Origin of the sequence: Paenibacillus hodogayensis (genome assembly GCF_039536325.1) — a bacterium.
Lineage (GTDB): Bacteria > Bacillota > Bacilli > Paenibacillales > NBRC-103111 > Paenibacillus_AB > Paenibacillus_AB hodogayensis.
This window is the reverse complement of record NZ_BAAAYO010000001.1, coordinates 247666-264585: the sequence shown is the minus strand read 5'-3', so window position 1 is coordinate 264585 and position 16920 is coordinate 247666. Positions and strand designations below refer to the sequence as shown.

Below are 16920 nucleotides of genomic sequence, written 5' to 3'. Positions count from 1 at the left end.
GAGGCGGTGCAAGTGCTGCCTTTTTGCGTCAAATAAACTTAAAGATTAAGTAAATGGTCGAGTTTGCAAAATGGAAGGAGAGCCGGATTATGGGGGAAATGTATCGTCCGCTGCGCCATTCGGGCTGCCGCATCTGGGACGATCTGACGTTCAAAGGCTACCGTTCGCTGGTGCTGGAAAACGAAAAGCTGCTGATCCATCTGCTGCTCGACAAAGGGAGCGAGCCGATTCGCTGGCTGCACAAGCCGACGGATACCGATTTTATCTGGATTTGGCATAACGGTCTGGGGGTTCCGCATTCATTATACGACGATTATCAGGTCAGCTATATCGGCGGCTGGCAGGAGATGTTTCCGGAGGTCAGCTATACGTCCGAATACCGAGGGGGGGCGGTACACCGCGGGGAGGCGGCGATTACGCCGTGGGATTACCGCATTATTCGCGACGATCCCGAAGAAATCCGCGTTTTGCTCATCAACCAGATTCGCTCGCTGCCATTCCGGATCGAGAAGCTGTTTATTCTAACCTCCGGCAGCGAAACGGTGCGAATCGAGGAGACGGTGCGCAACCTGTCGCCGTCCACGGCGCTTGAGGCCAACTGGGGTCATCATCTGGCTTACGGGCCGCCTTTCCTCGGCGAGGATTCGTACATTTCGTTTACGGAAGGGGCGAAGATTTGCCATCCGGTCACGGGAGAGAGCTGGGATTGGCCCGTCATGCGAAAGGGCGGGACGGAGACGGATTTGTCCGTCATGCCGGCGGACGGGACGGAGCGCGATTTATTGTATATCGCCACGACCGACTGCAAGTACCGACTAACGAGTCCGGCCCGGGACGTGTCGCTGGAAGTCCGCTGGGACGGCTCCGTGTGGCCTTACTTGTGGTATTGGCAAAACTTCCGGGCCGAGATGAACGCTCCGTTCTTCGGCTGCGATTACAACATCGGGCTGGAAATGTTCAATGTTCCTCCCAAGCTGACGCTAGGGGAAGCGGCGGAGCGGGGGCTCGCTCTCGTCGTTCCGCCGAACGGAACCGTTTCGTCCTGGCTGGAATTCGAAGCGTGCCGGCCGCAGGCGGATTGAGTCGCCGGGGCGGGCGGAGAGCCGGCGACGGGTCATGCAGAGCAGGCATTTTACTGGAGGAGGGCTAATGCTGTGGTGAACGGGGAACGGTTGTCTTTTGCCGGAATCAAAACGAATACCGTCTACGAACGGACGAATCTGGTCACTATCCGCAATATGGCCCGTCCGTATGAAGCGGGAGCCGAAGCGTGGTGCGGGGCGGACAGCGAGCCGTTCGGCCGGCTGATCGATTCGATCGTCGCGGCGCGGCTAGAAGGCAAGCCGGTGATTTGGTCGATGGGGGCGCATGTCATCAAAAACGGGATGTCCCGCTATGTCATCGAGATGGTGAGACACGGCTTTCTTACCCACGTGTCCGGCAACGGGGCGACCAGCATCCACGATTTCGAGCTCGCTTTTCTCGGCGAAACGTCGGAGGATGTGGCCCGGTCGATCGAGGACGGCTCGTTTGGCATGTGGGAAGAGACGGGACGCTACATGAACGAGGCCATTCAGCAGGGGGCGGCGCTCGGCTTGGGCTACGGACCGAGCTTGTACCGGTATTTGTCGGCGCATCCGGAGAAGTTTCCGCATTACGACGACTGCGTGTTCGTGCAATGTCAGCGCTACGGGGTGCCTTACACGTGCCATATCTCGATCGGCACCGATATTATCCATCAGCATCCGATCGTCGATTTCGAAGCGCTAGGGGCGGCGTCCGGCGAAGATTTCCGGACGATGTGCCGGTCCGTGGCCGCCATGCGGGACGGAGGCGTGTTTCTGAATTTTGGTTCCGCGATATCGGGGCCCGAGCTGTTTCTGCGGTCGCTGGCTCTCTCGCGCAACCGGGGATTGCCGATGGAAGGCATCGTCGCCGCCAACTTCGACATCGTGCCTACGCAAGCCGCCTTCAAGCCGCCGGCAACCGATCCCGACTACCATTACCGGCCGCGCCGGGTGCTCGTGGACCGGCTGAGCGAGATTGGGGGCGAGGCGCATTTGTTCCACGGTCTGCACCAGCAGACGATTCCCGCTCTCTTCCACCGTCTGCTGCAGCGGAAAGAAGAGCTCGGCGCGCAGTTTCAGGGCGCAGCCGCCGCGAATAATACGGAACCCGGCATGGCCGGGGCTGGCAGGAATGATCGGGAGCCCGGCATGGTTGGGGCTGGCAGGAATGATCGGGAGCCCGGCATGACCGGGGCAGTTGCGAACGATCGGGAGCCCGGCATGGGTGGGGCAGTCGCGAACGATCGAGAGCCCGGCATGACCGGGGCAGTTGCGAACGATCGAGAGCCCGGCATGGGTGGGGCAGTCGCGAACGATCGAGAGCCCGGCATGACCGGGGCAGTTGCGAACGATCGAGAGCTCGGCATGACCGGGGCAGTCGCGAACGATCGGGAGCCCGGCATGACCGGGGCAGTTGCGAACGATCGGGAGCCCGGCATGACCGGGGCAGTCGCCAACGATCAGGTACCCGGCATGACCGGAGCCGCGTCTTTCCCTCTTTATCCGGCGAAGCTGTATCCGGTTGGCTCGAGGCGGAACGGGCTTTATTTGACGCAGCCGGCTCTATCCGGGTCGGGGGGCACGTTGAGCACCGGAACCTTCTCCGGTTCGATTAATCCCATTGGATTAACTAGCGCTTCCGCTCCAAAAAGAGCCGTTGGTTCGCAGAGCAGCTCCGCTCCGGGGAACACCCTTGGCTTGGAGGATGCGGCCGGTTTGGAGAACACTTCTGTTCCGGGGGACTACTCTGGTTTGGAAGAGGCCGCTGGTTTAGGGAACACCGCCGTTCCAGAGGACAGCTCTGGTTTGGAAGAGGCCGCTGGTTTGGGGAACACTGCCGTTCCGGGGGACAGCTCTGTTTTGGAGGATGCTGTTAGTTTGGGGAACGTCGTTACTGTGGCCGCCGACGCCTTCCGTGTGGCAGCCGTTCCGGGCTCGGGGGAAAGTCCGGCCGGGTGGAGCGCGCCGCAGTTCGATGATTTCATCAAGAGAATGCGCGAGGCGAAACAAAACGGTAGCCGGATACTCGTATCGCTGGGGAGCCACGTGATCGGTTCCGGGGCGCACCGCTACTTGATCGAATGGATTCGCGAAGGTTATGTTTCCCATCTTGCGATGACCGGTGCCACGGCTTTTCAAGACATCGAGCTGGCGGCGTTTGGCTACACGGAAGCGCTGGAGGAAGGAACGTTAGCGTCGGGGACATTGGCGATGTGGCAGGAAACCGGTGATATCGTGCATCAGGCTCTGGCGGACGGCTGCGTGAACGACTTCGGGTACGGCGAAAGTTTGGCGGATTACGCCCGCAGACATCCCAAGCGATTTCCGCATCTCGCGGATAGCCTGCTCGGCGCTTGCATGCGCGCGAGTATCCCGTACACGTGCCATATTACGATCGGCACGGACGATATTCAGCTGCATCCGCAAGCGGATTTCGGCATTCAGGGCGGCGCGAGCGGCTTGGATTTTCAATCGTATTGCCATACGGTAGCGAATTTGGAAGGCGGAATGTTTCTAAACTTCGGCTCTACCGTTACCGGGCCGGAGGTGTTCTTGAAGGCATTGTCGATTTCGCGCAATCTCCAGTATCCGGTGCACCATATTACGACTGCCAATTTCGATATCGTACGACTGGGCGACTATCATAAAAAAGTCGGCTATGAAGACTGGGACTATTACTACCGTCCGCGCAAAAACATCGTGCACCGACCGACGAGTCTCGGAGGGAAAGGATATCATTTCGAAGGTCTTCATGAGGAAACGATACCGGCCATCTGGCAGGCTTTGCTCGGAAACGCCAAGTCCGGCATGTCGTAGACCCAGCTTGTGTGGAAAGGATATGGCGCGGCTGCGGCTGTAGCGCCGATGCCGAGTCAAAGGCTGCTCGGCGCTCGACTTCGCCCGGGGATAGTGCTCTTTCGAACACTAAGCCTCCCCAGAAAGGCTCCCGCCGCGGAAGTAGTGCTCTTTAGAGCATTAGCGCGAGCCAGCCTGCGGGAAAACGGCCGCTCAGAGCGACTGTGCCCGGGGATAGTGCTCTTACGAGCACTAAACCTCGCCAGAAGGGCCTCGGCTGCGGAAATAGTGCTCTTTCGAGCATAAACGCGAGCCAGCCTGCGGAACAACGGCCGCTCAGAGCGACTTCGCCCGGGGATAGTGCTCTTACGAGCACTAAACCTCGCCAGAAGGGCCTCGGCTGCGGAAATAGTGCTCTTTTGAGCATAAGCGCGGGCTATCCTTCAGAAAAAACGGCTGCTCAGCACCTTTTGCCCGAGGATAATGCTCTTTCGAGCACTAACCCTCGCCAGAAGGGGCCCGGCCGCGGAAATAGTGTTCTTTTGGGCATAAGCGTGGGCTATCGTGTGGGAAAAACGGCTGCTCAGCGCCTTCTGCCCGGGGAAATGCTCTTTCGAGCACTTACCCTCGGCTGAATGGCCCTGTTTTTGGAAATAGTGCTCTTTCGAGCATAAGCACGAACCATCCCGCGGGAAAACGACCTAAGCGTCTCCACCTCTCACCCTGCAGAAAAATGCTGCTCTGAGGGTTCTCCCGGGCAAGGGTTAAGTAGAGCCTGACAGTTATGTGGATGTGAGGAACGGCCGAGCGTTGTTAACGATAGGTGGAGCGCTCTACTGGTTTTAGCGACTTTCTGTGGATACGCTTCCGAGGGCACAGAGGACTTGTATAATGGGTATGACCGGACAAAGCTCGGACAGAGCCCTTGCAAGCTCAGACAGAAAAAACCAACAGAGCAACCCAACAAAGCAACCCAACAAAGCAACCCAACAAAGCAATCCAGCAGAGCAACCCAACAGAGCACCAAACAGAGCAGCCCTACAGAGCCTTGAAACGCCGTATCACTCATTTCGTCAGAGGAGAGGTGTTGACCGAATGGACACGTTCAAACCGCAGCTCGCGATGCTGCGAGAGGAGCTCGAATCATTGCCGGAGCTGAACCTTCCGGAAGGCTACTCGGTCCGCGGTTTTCAGGACGGGGACGAGGCCGCTTGGGAGCGCATCATTCAAGATTCGTTTGGCGGCGAGCGCAAGTTCGACAGCCATATGAGGCGGGACCCGGAGTATCGTCCGGAGCGAGTCCGGTTCATTTGCTGCCACGGGGAACCGGTCGCAACCGCCTCCGCCTGGTATAGCGGGGAGTGGGGCGCCGATACGGGCTGCCTCCATATGGTAGGAATCTTATCGTCCCACGCGGGCAAAGGGATAGGCTCGATCGTCAGCCTGGCCGCTATGCACCAGATGAAGCGGGAAGGGCGGACCCGGGCGGTGCTGCGCACCGACGACTTCCGCATACCGGCGATCAAATCGTATTGGAAGCTGGGCTACAAACCGTATCTGGTCCATGAAAACCAGGTGGAGCGATGGCGGGCGATCGGAGAGAAGCTCGGCATCCCGCTGTCTGTACAATAACCGTAACGCATAATGGCCAAGGAGGCTTCATGGGGATGACATCCAGCAAATCGCAGACAAACACGAAGATCAAGGCGGTGCTGTTCGACTTTGACGGTACGCTGTCGACGCTCCGAGCGGGATGGGAAGAAACGATGACACCGATGATGAAAGAAGCGATAGCCGGGAGCCGCGAGTTGTCGGCAGAGCAAGCGGCGGAGCTCGATCGGGAAATTGCCGCTTATATCGACCAGTCCACCGGAATCCAAACGATATTTCAAATGAAGTGGCTGGCCGAACAAGTGGCTGGGAAAGGCTGGAACCCCCGCGTACTCGGAGAATGGGAGTACAAGGCGGAATACAATCGGCGTCTGCTGCAAAGCGTGAACGCCCGCATCGCCGATTTGCGCGGGGGACGTCTAGATCCGTCGGACTTTCTGATGAAAGGATCGATATCTTTCCTCGAACTTCTTCGCGAGAACGGCATCGAGATGTTTGTCGCAAGCGGCACCGATCATCCCGATGTGGTGAACGAGGCGGAGGTGCTTGGCGTGCACCGCTATTTCGAAGAGATCGCCGGAGCGCCGGTCGGGCGAGCCGACTGCTCGAAGGAGAAGGTGATCGGCGATCTGCTGGAGCAAAGAGGGTTTCGCGGCGAGGAACTGGCGGTTATCGGCGACGGCAAGGTGGAAATCCGGCTGGCGCGCGAAAGGGGCGCGCTCGCGCTCGGCATCGCAAGCGACGAGAACCGGCGCGAGGGAGTCAATCCGGTGAAGCGCGACCGGCTGCTTGCGGCGGGGGCGCAGCATATTGCGGGAGACTTCTCGAACCGGGAGGAGTGGCGGGAATGGCTGGGATTGGACCAAAATTGAAGGTCAGCATCGATTTGACGCAGGCCGTCATCGTTCATTCTTCGACGGCGTCCGGGGTGGAAGCGAAAGCTGTAGACGTGCTGATCGAAGAAATCGCCAAAAGGACGGGCATTGTCTGGAAACGGTTTCACGAGACTGCCGGTGCGGGCACCGCCCCAATCATCGTCGTGGGAATAGTGGAGCGGCTGCCCGAAGGATTCGGATCGGAATGGCCGGAGGATATGCCGGAGCTGCAGTCCGAGGGCTATATGCTGCGGTCGGACGGCGAGCGGGAGCGGCCCGTCGTCTGGGTAGCGGGAGCCGATGCGCGCGGCGTGTTGTACGGAGTCGGCAAGCTGCTGCGCGCCTTGCGCTGGGGCGAAGGATTCGTAGAGCTGACCAAGCCGCTCCGGATAACGACGTCTCCTTATTCGAAGCTGCGCGGACACCAGCTCGGCTACCGGCCGAAGAACAACGCCTTCGACGCTTGGACCGTAGAGCAGTTCGATCAATATATTCGCGAGCTTGCTTTGTTCGGCGCGAACAGCATCGAGCTGTTGCCTCCACGGACCGATGACCGGCCGAGCGGGCCGCTGATGAAGATGGAGCCATTGGCCATGATGGTCCGTCTGGCGGAGGTTATCGAAAGCTATGGCCTCGACACATGGATTTGGTATCCGAATATGGGTGAAGATTATTCCGATCCGGACACGATCCAAGCGGAGCTTGCAGAACGCGAAGAGATTTTCAGCAAGCTGCCGCGCATCACCGCTCTGTTCATTCCAGGCAGCGATCCGGGCAAAATGGAGCCCGATCCGCTGTTCGCCTGGACGGAGCAAATCGCGCAGCTGCTCGAGCGATATCACCCGCAAGCGAAAATATGGCTGTCGCCGCAAATCATGACCTACCATTCGGCCGAATGGACGGAAGCTTTCTGCCGGCAGGTGAGACGGGAGCCGGACTGGCTGGGCGGCGTCGTGTTCGGCCCGCACGTCGATGTGCCGCTGCCGGAGCTGAGACGGCTCATTCCGGAACGGTATCCGATCCGCCGCTACGAGGACATTACCCACAACTTCCACTGTCAATATCCGGTGGTCGACTGGGATGTCGCCTATGCGCTTACCTTGGGACGGGAAAGCTGCAATCCGCGCCCCCTTGCGCAGAAGCATATTCACAACGTGCTGGCACAACACGCGGTCGGCACGATTTGTTACTCGGAAGGCATCAACGACGATGTAAACAAGTTTATATGGTCCGATCAGGATTGGGACCCCCGCACGCCGGTTATCGATACGCTCCGCGACTATGCCCGCCTGTTCGTCGACCCGGAGCGTGCGGATGCTTTTGCCCAAGGACTGCTCGCCCTGGAACGGAACTGGGTCGGCCCGCTGGCCGCCAATGCGGACGTCGAAGTAACTTTGCGCCAATGGCAGCGGATGGAGCAGGAAGCGCCCCTCGGCGTGCTGAACAACTACCGATTTCAGATGCACGTGCTGCGGGCTTATTTCGATGCCTATACGAAAAGGAGACTGCATTACGAGAAGGAGCTCGAATATGCGGCCAAAGAGGCGCTGCGGGCGGCTCCGCAAACCGGCAGCCTCGCGGCAGTCGATGCGGCCGAGCGTATGCTGGAGCAAGCGCGGACGGTACCGGTCTCGGCCGACTTCCGGCAGCGCTGCAACGAGCTCGCCGACGAGCTGTTCGCTCGTATCGGTTACCAGCTTACGGTTGCCCGGCATTTCGCCCGATCGCAAGGAAGGGGCGCCTTCATCGACGCGATCGACGCGCCGCTTAACGACGTGCGCTGGTTGCGGGTGCAGTTCGCCCGAATCCGGCAAGCGGAGGAAGAGAGCGTGCGGCTCGCCCGGATCGAGCAAGTGCTGGACCGCACGAACCCCGGACCGGGAGGATTTTACGATCATCTCGGCTCGTCCTCCGGTTTTCGCCGCGTCGATCCGGGGGCAGGGTGGGAAGCCGACCCGGGCTACTTGGCATCGCCCCGGATCGGGCATGCGATGCATGTGCTATCGCTGCCGGAAGAGCGTCAGATCGAACTGGGCGGCATTCCGCTCGCGTGGATCGCGCATGCGAACGCGATGTTGGACACGCCGATCGTCATTCGTTACGACAATCTGGACCCGGACGCCCGCTACACCTTTAAAGCGGTATACATCGGAGAGACGAAGGGCAATACGCCGAGAGATTGCTGGGCCCGTCTGACGGCGAACGAAGGTCTGACGCTGGACGAGGAAGTGCCGATCCGGGCCGGGACGGTAACGATCCGGGAATGCGAGGTTCCGTCCGAGGCCGTCCGGGACGGCAAGCTGACATTGACAATCGTCCGGCTTCGCGGCTTCAAACGGTTGAACGTCGCGGAAATCTGGCTCATTCCGGAGTCGGAGAGCCTTACCAATCAGAAGCAAAGGATGGGATCGCCGTGACCGTCGTATCGGCTTGCAAGGAGTTTGTTTTTGAGGAAGACCGCCCTTTTCTTTCTTGTCATGCTTCCACATTGATCGGGCTGGACAACGGGGATGTGCTCGCCGCTTGGTTCGGCGGGACGGCCGAAGGCGAGCGGGATGTCGATATATGGACGTCCACCCGCGTCCGCGGCGTCTGGAGCGCGCCACGGCACGCCGCTTCCCATGCGGAGGAGCCGCTCTGGAATCCGGTGCTCTACCGGCGCGAAGACGACCTCATCGATCTGTACTACAAAGCCGGCCATAAAATCCGGAGCTGGCGGACGCTCGTCGCTTCCTCCCCCGATGGTATGGTCTGGTCGCAGGCCAAAGAGCTGGTGGAGGGAGACGAGGGCGGGAGAGGCCCCGTCAAAAACAAGCCGATCCGCCTCGTTGACGGCATCCTGGCGGCACCGGCGTCGGTCGAAACTAAAACGCGCTGGGACGCTTTTGTCGACTTGTCGTCCGATAAGGGAGCTAGCTGGAGCCGGACCGATCTCGTGCCGCTGCGCCGTATTGAAGCGCCGGCGGACGGTTCGGTGCCCGATCCCGGCACCGTCGCAGGGAAAGGCGTCATCCAGCCGACTTTATGGGAGTCCGCACCCGGGCACGTGCACATGCTGCTGCGCAGCACCGAACGGTATATATTTCGCAGCGATTCCGTGGACGGAGGCCGGACCTGGTGCGAAGCGTACGCCACGGAACTGTGGAACAACAACAGTGGCATCGATTTAACGAAACTGCCGGACGGACGGCTGGCGCTCGTGTGCAATCCGGTCCCGACAGAACGAACGCCGCTTGTCGTCTTGTTTTCGACGGATAACGGCCATAGCTGGGGCGACAAATTCGTGCTCGAAGACGGGCCGGGCGAATACTCGTATCCGGCGATCATTAACGACGGCAAAGATCTTCATCTTACGTACACATGGCGAAGAGAGCGGATCGCGTACTGGAAGCTGACTGTCCAGTAACGGAAGAAGCCGCGAAGAAAGGATGTGCGATTTCGATGATACGCGTAACGATCTGGAACGAATACAGCCACGAGCGGCGCAAGGAAAAGGTAGCGGCCATTTACCCGAACGGGATACACGGCGCTATCGCCGAAGGCATTGCGAACGGAGCTTTCTACATCCGCACGGCAACCTTGAACGAGCCGGAGCATGGGCTGTCGGACGAAGTGCTGAACGATACCGACGTGCTGATCTGGTGGGGGCATCGGGCGCACGAGGAAGTGGACGATGCGATCGTGGATAAAGTTTGCACCCGAGTACTGGACGGCATGGGCTTCATCGCGCTTCATTCCAGTCACTATTCCAAAGTGTTCCGCAAGTTGATGGGCACGTCATGCTCGCTGATCTGGCGGGTAGCGGACGAGAAGGAAAGGCTATGGGTCGTCAATCCGTCCCATCCTATCGTTCAGGGAGTCGGCCGCTTCTTCGAGCTGGAGCAGGAAGAAATGTACGGCGAGTTTTTCGATATTCCGGAGCCGGAGGAGCTGATCTTTCTGAGCTGGTTTCAGGGCGGCGAAGTGTTCCGCAGCGGCTGTACGTTCCGGCGGGGACGCGGCAAAATCTTTTATTTCCGACCCGGCCACGAGACGTATCCGACTTTTCACGACGCCAATGTGCTGCGCGTTATTGCAAACGGAGTTCGGTGGGCGGCTCCCGAGCCGGAGCTCCGGTCTTTCGGCGAATGGCCGAGTCCCGCCCCCGCGCTGGAGCCGGTGCCGAACGAGAAGAAGGCGTAAGTAGGCGTAACTCCATTAACGAGAGGACAGTGAACCCAAATGGCGGCATTGAAAGTAGGAGCGGTTGGAACGGGCGGCATGTTCCGCGGAGCGCATTTGACCGCGTGGCTGGCAAATCCGGATACGGAATTGGTCGCCTTGTGCGACTCGAATAAAGAGGCGGCGCAAGCGATCGCCGACGAGCACGGCATCGCGTCCGTCTATTCGGATTACAAAGAGATGCTGGCCCGCGAGGATTTGGATATCGTGAACGTGTGCACGCCGAATGTGTTCCACTCGGAAGTATCGGTGGCTGCTTTAAAGGCCGGCAAGCACGTCTTCTGCGAGAAGCCGGACGCCGTCAGCCCGCAGGAAGCGTTCCGTATGGCCGAAGCGGCCAAGGAGAGCGGCAAAGTGCTTATGGTAATGCGCAACAACCGGTTTCGTTCGGTATCGCAATTTTTGAAGGCGTATGCGCAAAACGGCCATATGGGCGACATCTATACGGGACGTTGCGGCTGGATTCGCCGGCGGGGTATCCCGGGCAAGGGCGGCTGGTTCACGACCAAGGAGCTTTCCGGCGGCGGCCCGCTCATCGATCTCGGCGTCCATATGATCGATCTGGCGCTGTGGATCATGGGCAATCCCAAGCCTGTCGCTGTAAGCGGCTCGACGTATACGAAGTTTGCCGAAACGGAATTGAGCGATTCCGAGCACAGCGCATTCGGATCGAAGAGCGCAGCGGGCGTGTTCGACGTGGAAGATTTGGCCGCAGGCTTTATCCGCTTTGATAATGGGGCCACGCTGCAAATCGAGTGCAGTTGGGCATCCAACATCGAGCAAGAGACCCGGTTCGTCGAGCTGCGCGGTACGAAGTCGGGCTTTAGCTTGACCAACGAGGACTTGAAGCTGTTTACGGAAATTGAAGGGATGCTGTGCAATGTGCAGCCGCAGATCGCCAAAAAAGGCAACGGGCATGGAGACAACATTCACCATTTCGTCGACGTCGTGCTCGGACGGGCGGAGCCGATCTTCAAACCGGACCAGGGCGTCGATATGATCCGCATTTTGAGCGCCATTTACGAGTCCGCCAAGCAAGGCAAGGAAGTGCGGTTGGATTCGTAAGTCGGCAATAACGCATTCCCGGACCGGACCTTCAACCATACAGGCACAAGCGATGGTGTTGTACCGGTCCATCGGCAGCGGCGAGGAGGGGAAGACTTTGTTTTGGGGACATATCGATAATTGGGAACAGGAGAAGTGCTATTACCCGATAGCGATTCAAAACGCGATGGATCATATACGGTCGCTCGATTTCGACCGGATTCCGGACGGGAAGTACGAACTGGAGGGCGGTCTCGTAACCGTCTCCATCAAAGAAACGACGACCCGCGAGAGGTGGCTGCAGAAAGCGGAGACGCATCGGACCTATGTGGATATTCAATACGTGATCAGGGGCGAAGAGAAGATCGGCGTCGCTCCGTGGTCTCCTGTCCAAACTGTAGTCCGAGATGACCTAGATGCCAGGGACGTCGCTTTTTATGAGCCCGTTCACGGTGAAATCGAGCTTCATCAAAAGCCTGGCATGTATGCCGTATTTTTCCCGACCGACATTCACCGACCTTGCTGCAGCGTCGCCGAGGATGCAGCCGTGCGTCGGATGGTCATCAAAATGCATAGCCGGTTGTTCGAGGAGACGGGTGTCTCTTGAGTGGAGCCCGACAACGCGACGGCAGTCCGAACCCTGCATGGGGCTCGGACTGCCGTTTTTCCTATTCCGCTACTGTGGAGAAGAGTTTGTATCCGTTGACTGTCAGACGGCCTTCGGTTGCCCCCGGATGGCAGACAAGGAAAAGAAGGGGCGGTTATTCATTATCCGACCCGCACGAGGGAAATGGTGGCGGCGGTGGTGCCGGACGCGAGCGTGATGGTAGCGGCGAGGGTGGCGCTGATTTGCACGCGAATCAGATCGCCCGCGTTAATATTGATAATGACCTGGTTATAGACAATCCCTATGCCGATCGCCGCATTGATGTTGGTGCCGGGTACCCCGGTTCCGTTGCGGGTTAATTGAAAAGTGGTCAGCAGCGTCAGCGTCGGATAGACGGAGTAAGTAATCAAATACCTACCTGCCGTATTCAACGTAAACGTGTCTGCGGTCGGATTGTTTACCGTAATATCGGCCGACAAGTTTTGGGCATTAGGAAAAGGAATATTGGCTGTTGGATTCAAAAGGGTCAACAGCAGGGTCGCTCCCCCCGTGTTAGCGGCTGATCCCGACGTGATGACCGTGCCCGTTGCACCTGTAGCGCCCGTTGCGCCAGTGGTGCCTGTGGTGCCAGTGGTGCCTGTGGTGCCTGTTCTGCCTGTTTCCCCCGTGGTGCCAGTGACTCCGCTGGTACCCGTAGCGCCAGTCGGTCCGGTCGGCCCTGTGGGTCCGATATTCCCCGTAGTTCCGGTGGTACCAGTAGTACCCGTGGTGCCGGTTGTGCCTGTGATGCCTGTGATGCCTGTGATGCCTGTGATGCCTGTAGTACCTGTTGCACCTGTTGTACCCGTGGTGCCAGTGACTCCGTTGGTGCCCGTAGCACCAGTCGGTCCGGTCGGCCCTGTGGGTCCGGTGCTCCCCGTAAATCCGGTGGTCCCCGTAGTACCTGTGGTGCCTGTAGTGCCTGTAGTGCCTGTAGTGCCTGTAGTGCCTGTAGTGCCTGTAGTGCCTGTAGTGCCTGTAGTGCCTGTAGCTCCAGTCGGCCCTGTGGGTCCGGTGCTTCCCGTAAATCCGGTGGTCCCCGTAGTGCCAGTGGTGCCTGTAGCGCCAGTTGGTCCGGTCGGTCCTGTGGGTCCGGTGCTCCCCGTAGTACCTGTTGCACCCGTGGTGCCAGTGACTCCGGTGGTGCCCGTAGCACCAGTCGGCCCCGTCAGCCCCGTAGCTCCGGTAAAGCCTGTAGCCCCAGTTGGTCCCGTCGGCCCTGTAGCGCCTGTAGCACCGGTGGTCCCCGTAGCCCCGGTTGGTCCTGTCGGTCCTGTTGCTCCTGTAGCCCCCGTTTCTCCGGTAGCGCCTGTCTCCCCAGTCGGTCCTGTTGGCCCGGTGGCTCCTTTCGGACAGGGGCAGCAACCGTGGATCACGCCCTGGTTAACGCCGCAATTGCAGTTTCCATAGATGATGGTCATTGTCGCTCACCTGCCTGACCGCTGGTATGCAGGCTGACTATCGCCAAACCGCGCGGGCGCAAAAAACGAACGTTCCAAAAGACCGGCAAGGCGGGCAAACGGTCTTTTTGAACGAGATCGGCAAAACGCTCACACGGCTGGTGTCGCGGACCGCCGCGCCCCGTACGCTGCATTCCGCCGTTTTGGCAGCCGTTATGATTATGTAATGAAACGGTAGCCGCTTTGGACCGTACTTTCGCCTGCTTGGACATACAAAAGGCGCAAGCCGGAGGCCCGCGCCCCAGTTACCAGGCGTGCAGCCCTCCGTCCACCACCAGATTATGTCCGGTAACGTATCGCGAGGCGTCGGAGACCAAATAAAGCACCGCGCCGACCAATTCATCCGGCTCTCCCATCCGTCCCATAGGGACCCGGTTCGCATACTTGCCGATAAACGTTTCGTTCTGCCCGCTCTGAACACCGCCCGGCGTCAGCGTGTTCACGCGAATTCCGTGCTTGGCCCAACGGGTGGCGAGGTATTGGGTCAAGCCGATGACGGCCGCTTTGGAGGCTGCGTATACCGCAGGAGTATTGATCGCCATATCGAGGTAACGTGACCCTTCATAAATACGCTCGTCGGGACCCAGCAGCCCGTAAATCGAAGAAGTCTGTACGATGGCTCCGCCGGTCTTCTGCTCGATCATACGGCGTCCGACGGCTTGAGCGACCAGAAACATGCCGTCGATGTTGACCGACATGACGCTTCTCCACTCGGCTAGCGAATACTGTTCGAACGGGGCAAAAAACGCGCTCAGGTCGCCCGATTTGCTCGCAGCGTTGTTCAGGGAGATGTGGATATCCCCGAGCTGTTCCGCGAAAACGTCCGTCATATGCATGACGGAATCCGGGTCGGAGACGTCGCAGGCGATCCCGATACAACGGGTCCCGTACTGTGCGGACAACTGCTCGGCGAAGCGTCCGGCTTCCGCTTCGTCCAGATCGATAACCGCCACATTGGCTCCGAACTCCGCCAGACCGGAGCAAAACCGCCGTCCGAGAATGCCGAGCGCGCCGGTGACGAGCGCGTTTTTTCCGTCGAGACGAAATTGCCGTCCATAGGTGAGTGCGTTGGTCATAGGTGCTCCTTTTTGCGGGCGAGCAAGTAATCGACGTAAGCGAAATCGGCTTCCGTATCGATATCCGTCGCCCGGTCCTCGGCCATGACAAACAACCGCGTCCGCTCGTTGAAAAGCTCCGTGCACGTAACGAGCCAATCCCGCTGCCAGACGTATACCGCGGCGTTCAGATCGTAGGTGGCCGGAGCATCCTGTCGCCTAGCGATCGGGGAGGAGGGAGGCTTGGCGAGAACCGCCGTTCCACGCGCGGTCAGCTCGACCATGTTGAAGTAGGGCGACCGGCGAGAAGGAGTGCCGGTAATGACGTTGGGGGCGCCGGACTGCTCCAGCAGTGCAACCGCTCCGGCAATATCGCCGGACGTGCGCAGCGGCGCTGTGGCGTCCAGGTCGACCACCGTATCGAACTCGATTCCGGTCATCCGCTCCGCTTCCAGCGCGCAATGCCGAATGGCCGGAAGCTTGGGGGCTTCGTTCGTCGCCATAGGCGCCGGTCGTTCGACCAGATAGCGGACGCCGTAGGCTTTGGCGGCAGCCAAAATATCGCTGGAATCGCTGCTTACCGCAATATGGTCGAACAGCCCGGATTGCTGCGCTTGCCTAATCGAATGGGCGATCAGCGGCAAACCGTGCAGCAGCCGGATATTTTTATTGACCACCCCCGTCGAGCCCCCGCGCGCGCAAATCGTGCACAGCCTTCTCATGATGCATCCACCTTTCCAGTAGGGCGGCCCGCTCGGCTTCACCGATCAGCCGCATCGTATCGAGTGCTTGCCCGAGCGTGCAGACGGTATCCTTGGTTCCGCTCAGCATATCGAGGTGCTGCTTGTGGTACGTGTAATCGGCGTCGCACTCGAACGCTTCCGTCCGTCCGTCGGTTTGCAGCGTCCGGCCGAACAGCTCGGCCGAATAAGTATGGTTGGTGCCGTTGACGATCAGCTTCCGCTGACCGATCCGGTCGACATAGTTAATCTGGATCGTCACAACCGGGCAGCGCTCGGTCGCGAGCAGCAGCGCGAACGTATCGTCGCTATCGATCTCGAGCGGGCTGAACCGCCCGCCGATTGCCGCCGCGCGCCTCCAGGGCCCGAACAGCCACTGGACGTAGTCCAGCTCATGGCTCAAGTCCCGCAGCACGCCGCCGCCTTCGTGTCGTCTGGCGGAATAGCACTGGCGGTAATCCCGGTTGCGCCAGGAGGGAAGATACTGTCCGGTATACACCATCACGGAAAATGTCTGCTCGCCGCGCACGATCTCCTTTAGCCGTTGCAGCACAGGATGGTACCTGAGGTTGTAGGCGGTATAAACCCGGTCAGCATATTCGGACGACGGAAGGGAGGCATCGGCATCGGCGAACAGCGGCTTCTCCACGAGAATGTCTCCGGTGTAGCCCGCTTCGCGCAATGCAAGCAGCGTGGCATGGTGCTCGTCGGTCCGGTTGGCAATGACAGCGTAATCGAATGTGTCGGTAAGGCAGGCTTCGGCTATCGTCCGGAACGGGCGGATGTCCGCGTCCGGAACGTGCTGACGGGTTACCGCCGATACCCGGCAGCCGAGCTCGCGCAGAAGCCGACAGTGTCGTCTGCCCGCCGAGCCGTATCCGACGACAAGCGCATTTACGTCCGAATAAAGTTTCAAGCGGCACGCTCCTTGTCGAAAGTCCGTCCGCATCCCGCCCGCAGACGATTCTTGCCCGGATCGGAAATCCGGGCAAGGGCGTCCTCGTCTCAGAAATTCGGGCGGAAAAATTCGGTCATGCACAGTGTGGCCACGCCTGCCGAGGTGCTGGTGGCGCTGATGCTCGTAAAGCTGCCGACGGCAAAAGCTCTCGCTTGCCCGGCCGCAATCGGACCGAATGTGGCGACTACCGAGTTGCCGCGGCGGAACGTGACCGTGAGGGACGCGGTTGCCGCGGAATCGTTGCTGATAACGCCGGACGCGGCTACCGGGCTAGGGTTCGGACCGAACAGCGTCGCGCCTGTCGTGACGGTAAAATTTTGTTGCGGCAGGCAAACGCTCAATATCGGTTTTTGACAGCATGATGCTGTCGAGTCGGAACAACTCATGAAGCGGATTCCTCCTTAAGCGGGATAGTACAGAGTATGAGTCGGGAGTAATGATGCGCGG

Annotated in this window: 14 protein-coding genes; 9 read left to right on the top strand and 5 right to left on the bottom strand. The window is 59.6% G+C overall.

The window, feature by feature from the left end; all coding sequences use genetic code 11:
- Positions 1-89 precede the first annotated feature (89 nt).
- The 9 genes from ABD796_RS01005 (at position 90) to ABD796_RS00965 (ending at position 12221) form a co-directional block, all read left to right on the top strand.
- Positions 90-1082, top strand: a complete 993-nt coding sequence (locus ABD796_RS01005) for an aldose epimerase family protein (protein WP_344901482.1) — start codon at positions 90-92, stop codon at positions 1080-1082.
- Positions 1083-1154: 72 nt separating this feature from the next.
- The gene (locus ABD796_RS01000) at positions 1155-3884 is read left to right on the top strand and encodes a GSU2086 family protein (protein WP_344901479.1); all 2730 of its coding nucleotides are present in this window, start codon (positions 1155-1157) and stop codon (positions 3882-3884) included.
- A gap of 1074 nt (positions 3885-4958) precedes the next feature.
- Positions 4959-5495: a GNAT family N-acetyltransferase gene (locus ABD796_RS00995; protein ID WP_344901476.1), complete on the top strand. Its 537-nt coding sequence runs from the start codon at positions 4959-4961 to the stop codon at positions 5493-5495.
- A 35-nt stretch (positions 5496-5530) separates the two neighbouring features.
- A complete protein-coding gene (locus tag ABD796_RS00990) occupies positions 5531-6346 on the top strand; it encodes an HAD family hydrolase (protein ID WP_344901473.1) in 816 nt (271 codons plus the stop codon).
- Positions 6322-8766, top strand: coding sequence for an alpha-glucuronidase family glycosyl hydrolase (locus ABD796_RS00985; protein ID WP_344901470.1), 2445 nt, complete (start codon positions 6322-6324; stop codon positions 8764-8766). The genes ABD796_RS00990 and ABD796_RS00985 overlap by 25 nt, the downstream gene beginning before the upstream one ends.
- The gene (locus ABD796_RS00980; protein ID WP_344901467.1) at positions 8763-9755 is read left to right on the top strand and encodes a sialidase family protein; all 993 of its coding nucleotides are present in this window, start codon (positions 8763-8765) and stop codon (positions 9753-9755) included. Before ABD796_RS00985 ends, ABD796_RS00980 begins: the two co-directional genes overlap by 4 nt.
- Positions 9756-9790: 35 nt before the next feature.
- The gene (locus ABD796_RS00975; protein WP_344901464.1) at positions 9791-10531 is read left to right on the top strand and encodes a ThuA domain-containing protein; all 741 of its coding nucleotides are present in this window, start codon (positions 9791-9793) and stop codon (positions 10529-10531) included.
- 39 nt (positions 10532-10570) lie between these two features.
- On the top strand, positions 10571-11635 hold the full coding sequence (locus ABD796_RS00970) for a Gfo/Idh/MocA family protein (protein ID WP_344901462.1): 1065 nt from the start codon (positions 10571-10573) through the stop codon (positions 11633-11635).
- A 97-nt stretch (positions 11636-11732) separates the two neighbouring features.
- On the top strand, positions 11733-12221 hold the full coding sequence (locus ABD796_RS00965; protein ID WP_344901459.1) for a NanQ anomerase/TabA/YiaL family protein: 489 nt from the start codon (positions 11733-11735) through the stop codon (positions 12219-12221).
- 161 nt (positions 12222-12382) lie between these two features.
- Here ABD796_RS00965 and ABD796_RS00960 read toward each other — a convergent pair whose 3' ends face one another.
- The 5 genes from ABD796_RS00960 to ABD796_RS00940 all read right to left on the bottom strand — a co-directional run bounded on the left by ABD796_RS00960 (position 12383) and on the right by ABD796_RS00940 (position 16859).
- A complete protein-coding gene (locus ABD796_RS00960; protein WP_344901457.1) occupies positions 12383-13681 on the bottom strand; it encodes a BclA C-terminal domain-containing protein in 1299 nt (432 codons plus the stop codon).
- Positions 13682-13965: 284 nt separating this feature from the next.
- Positions 13966-14796 carry an SDR family oxidoreductase gene (locus ABD796_RS00955; RefSeq protein WP_344901455.1) on the bottom strand — a complete coding sequence of 277 codons (831 nt, stop codon included), beginning with the start codon at positions 14794-14796 and terminating at the stop codon, positions 13966-13968.
- The gene (locus ABD796_RS00950) at positions 14793-15497 is read right to left on the bottom strand and encodes an acylneuraminate cytidylyltransferase family protein (protein ID WP_344901452.1); all 705 of its coding nucleotides are present in this window, start codon (positions 15495-15497) and stop codon (positions 14793-14795) included. The genes ABD796_RS00955 and ABD796_RS00950 overlap by 4 nt, the downstream gene beginning before the upstream one ends.
- Positions 15442-16431, bottom strand: a complete 990-nt coding sequence (locus ABD796_RS00945) for a Gfo/Idh/MocA family protein (RefSeq protein WP_344901450.1) — start codon at positions 16429-16431, stop codon at positions 15442-15444. The genes ABD796_RS00950 and ABD796_RS00945 overlap by 56 nt, the downstream gene beginning before the upstream one ends.
- Positions 16432-16520: 89 nt before the next feature.
- Positions 16521-16859, bottom strand: coding sequence for an S-Ena type endospore appendage (locus ABD796_RS00940; RefSeq protein WP_344901447.1), 339 nt, complete (start codon positions 16857-16859; stop codon positions 16521-16523).
- Positions 16860-16920: the final 61 nt, after the last annotated feature.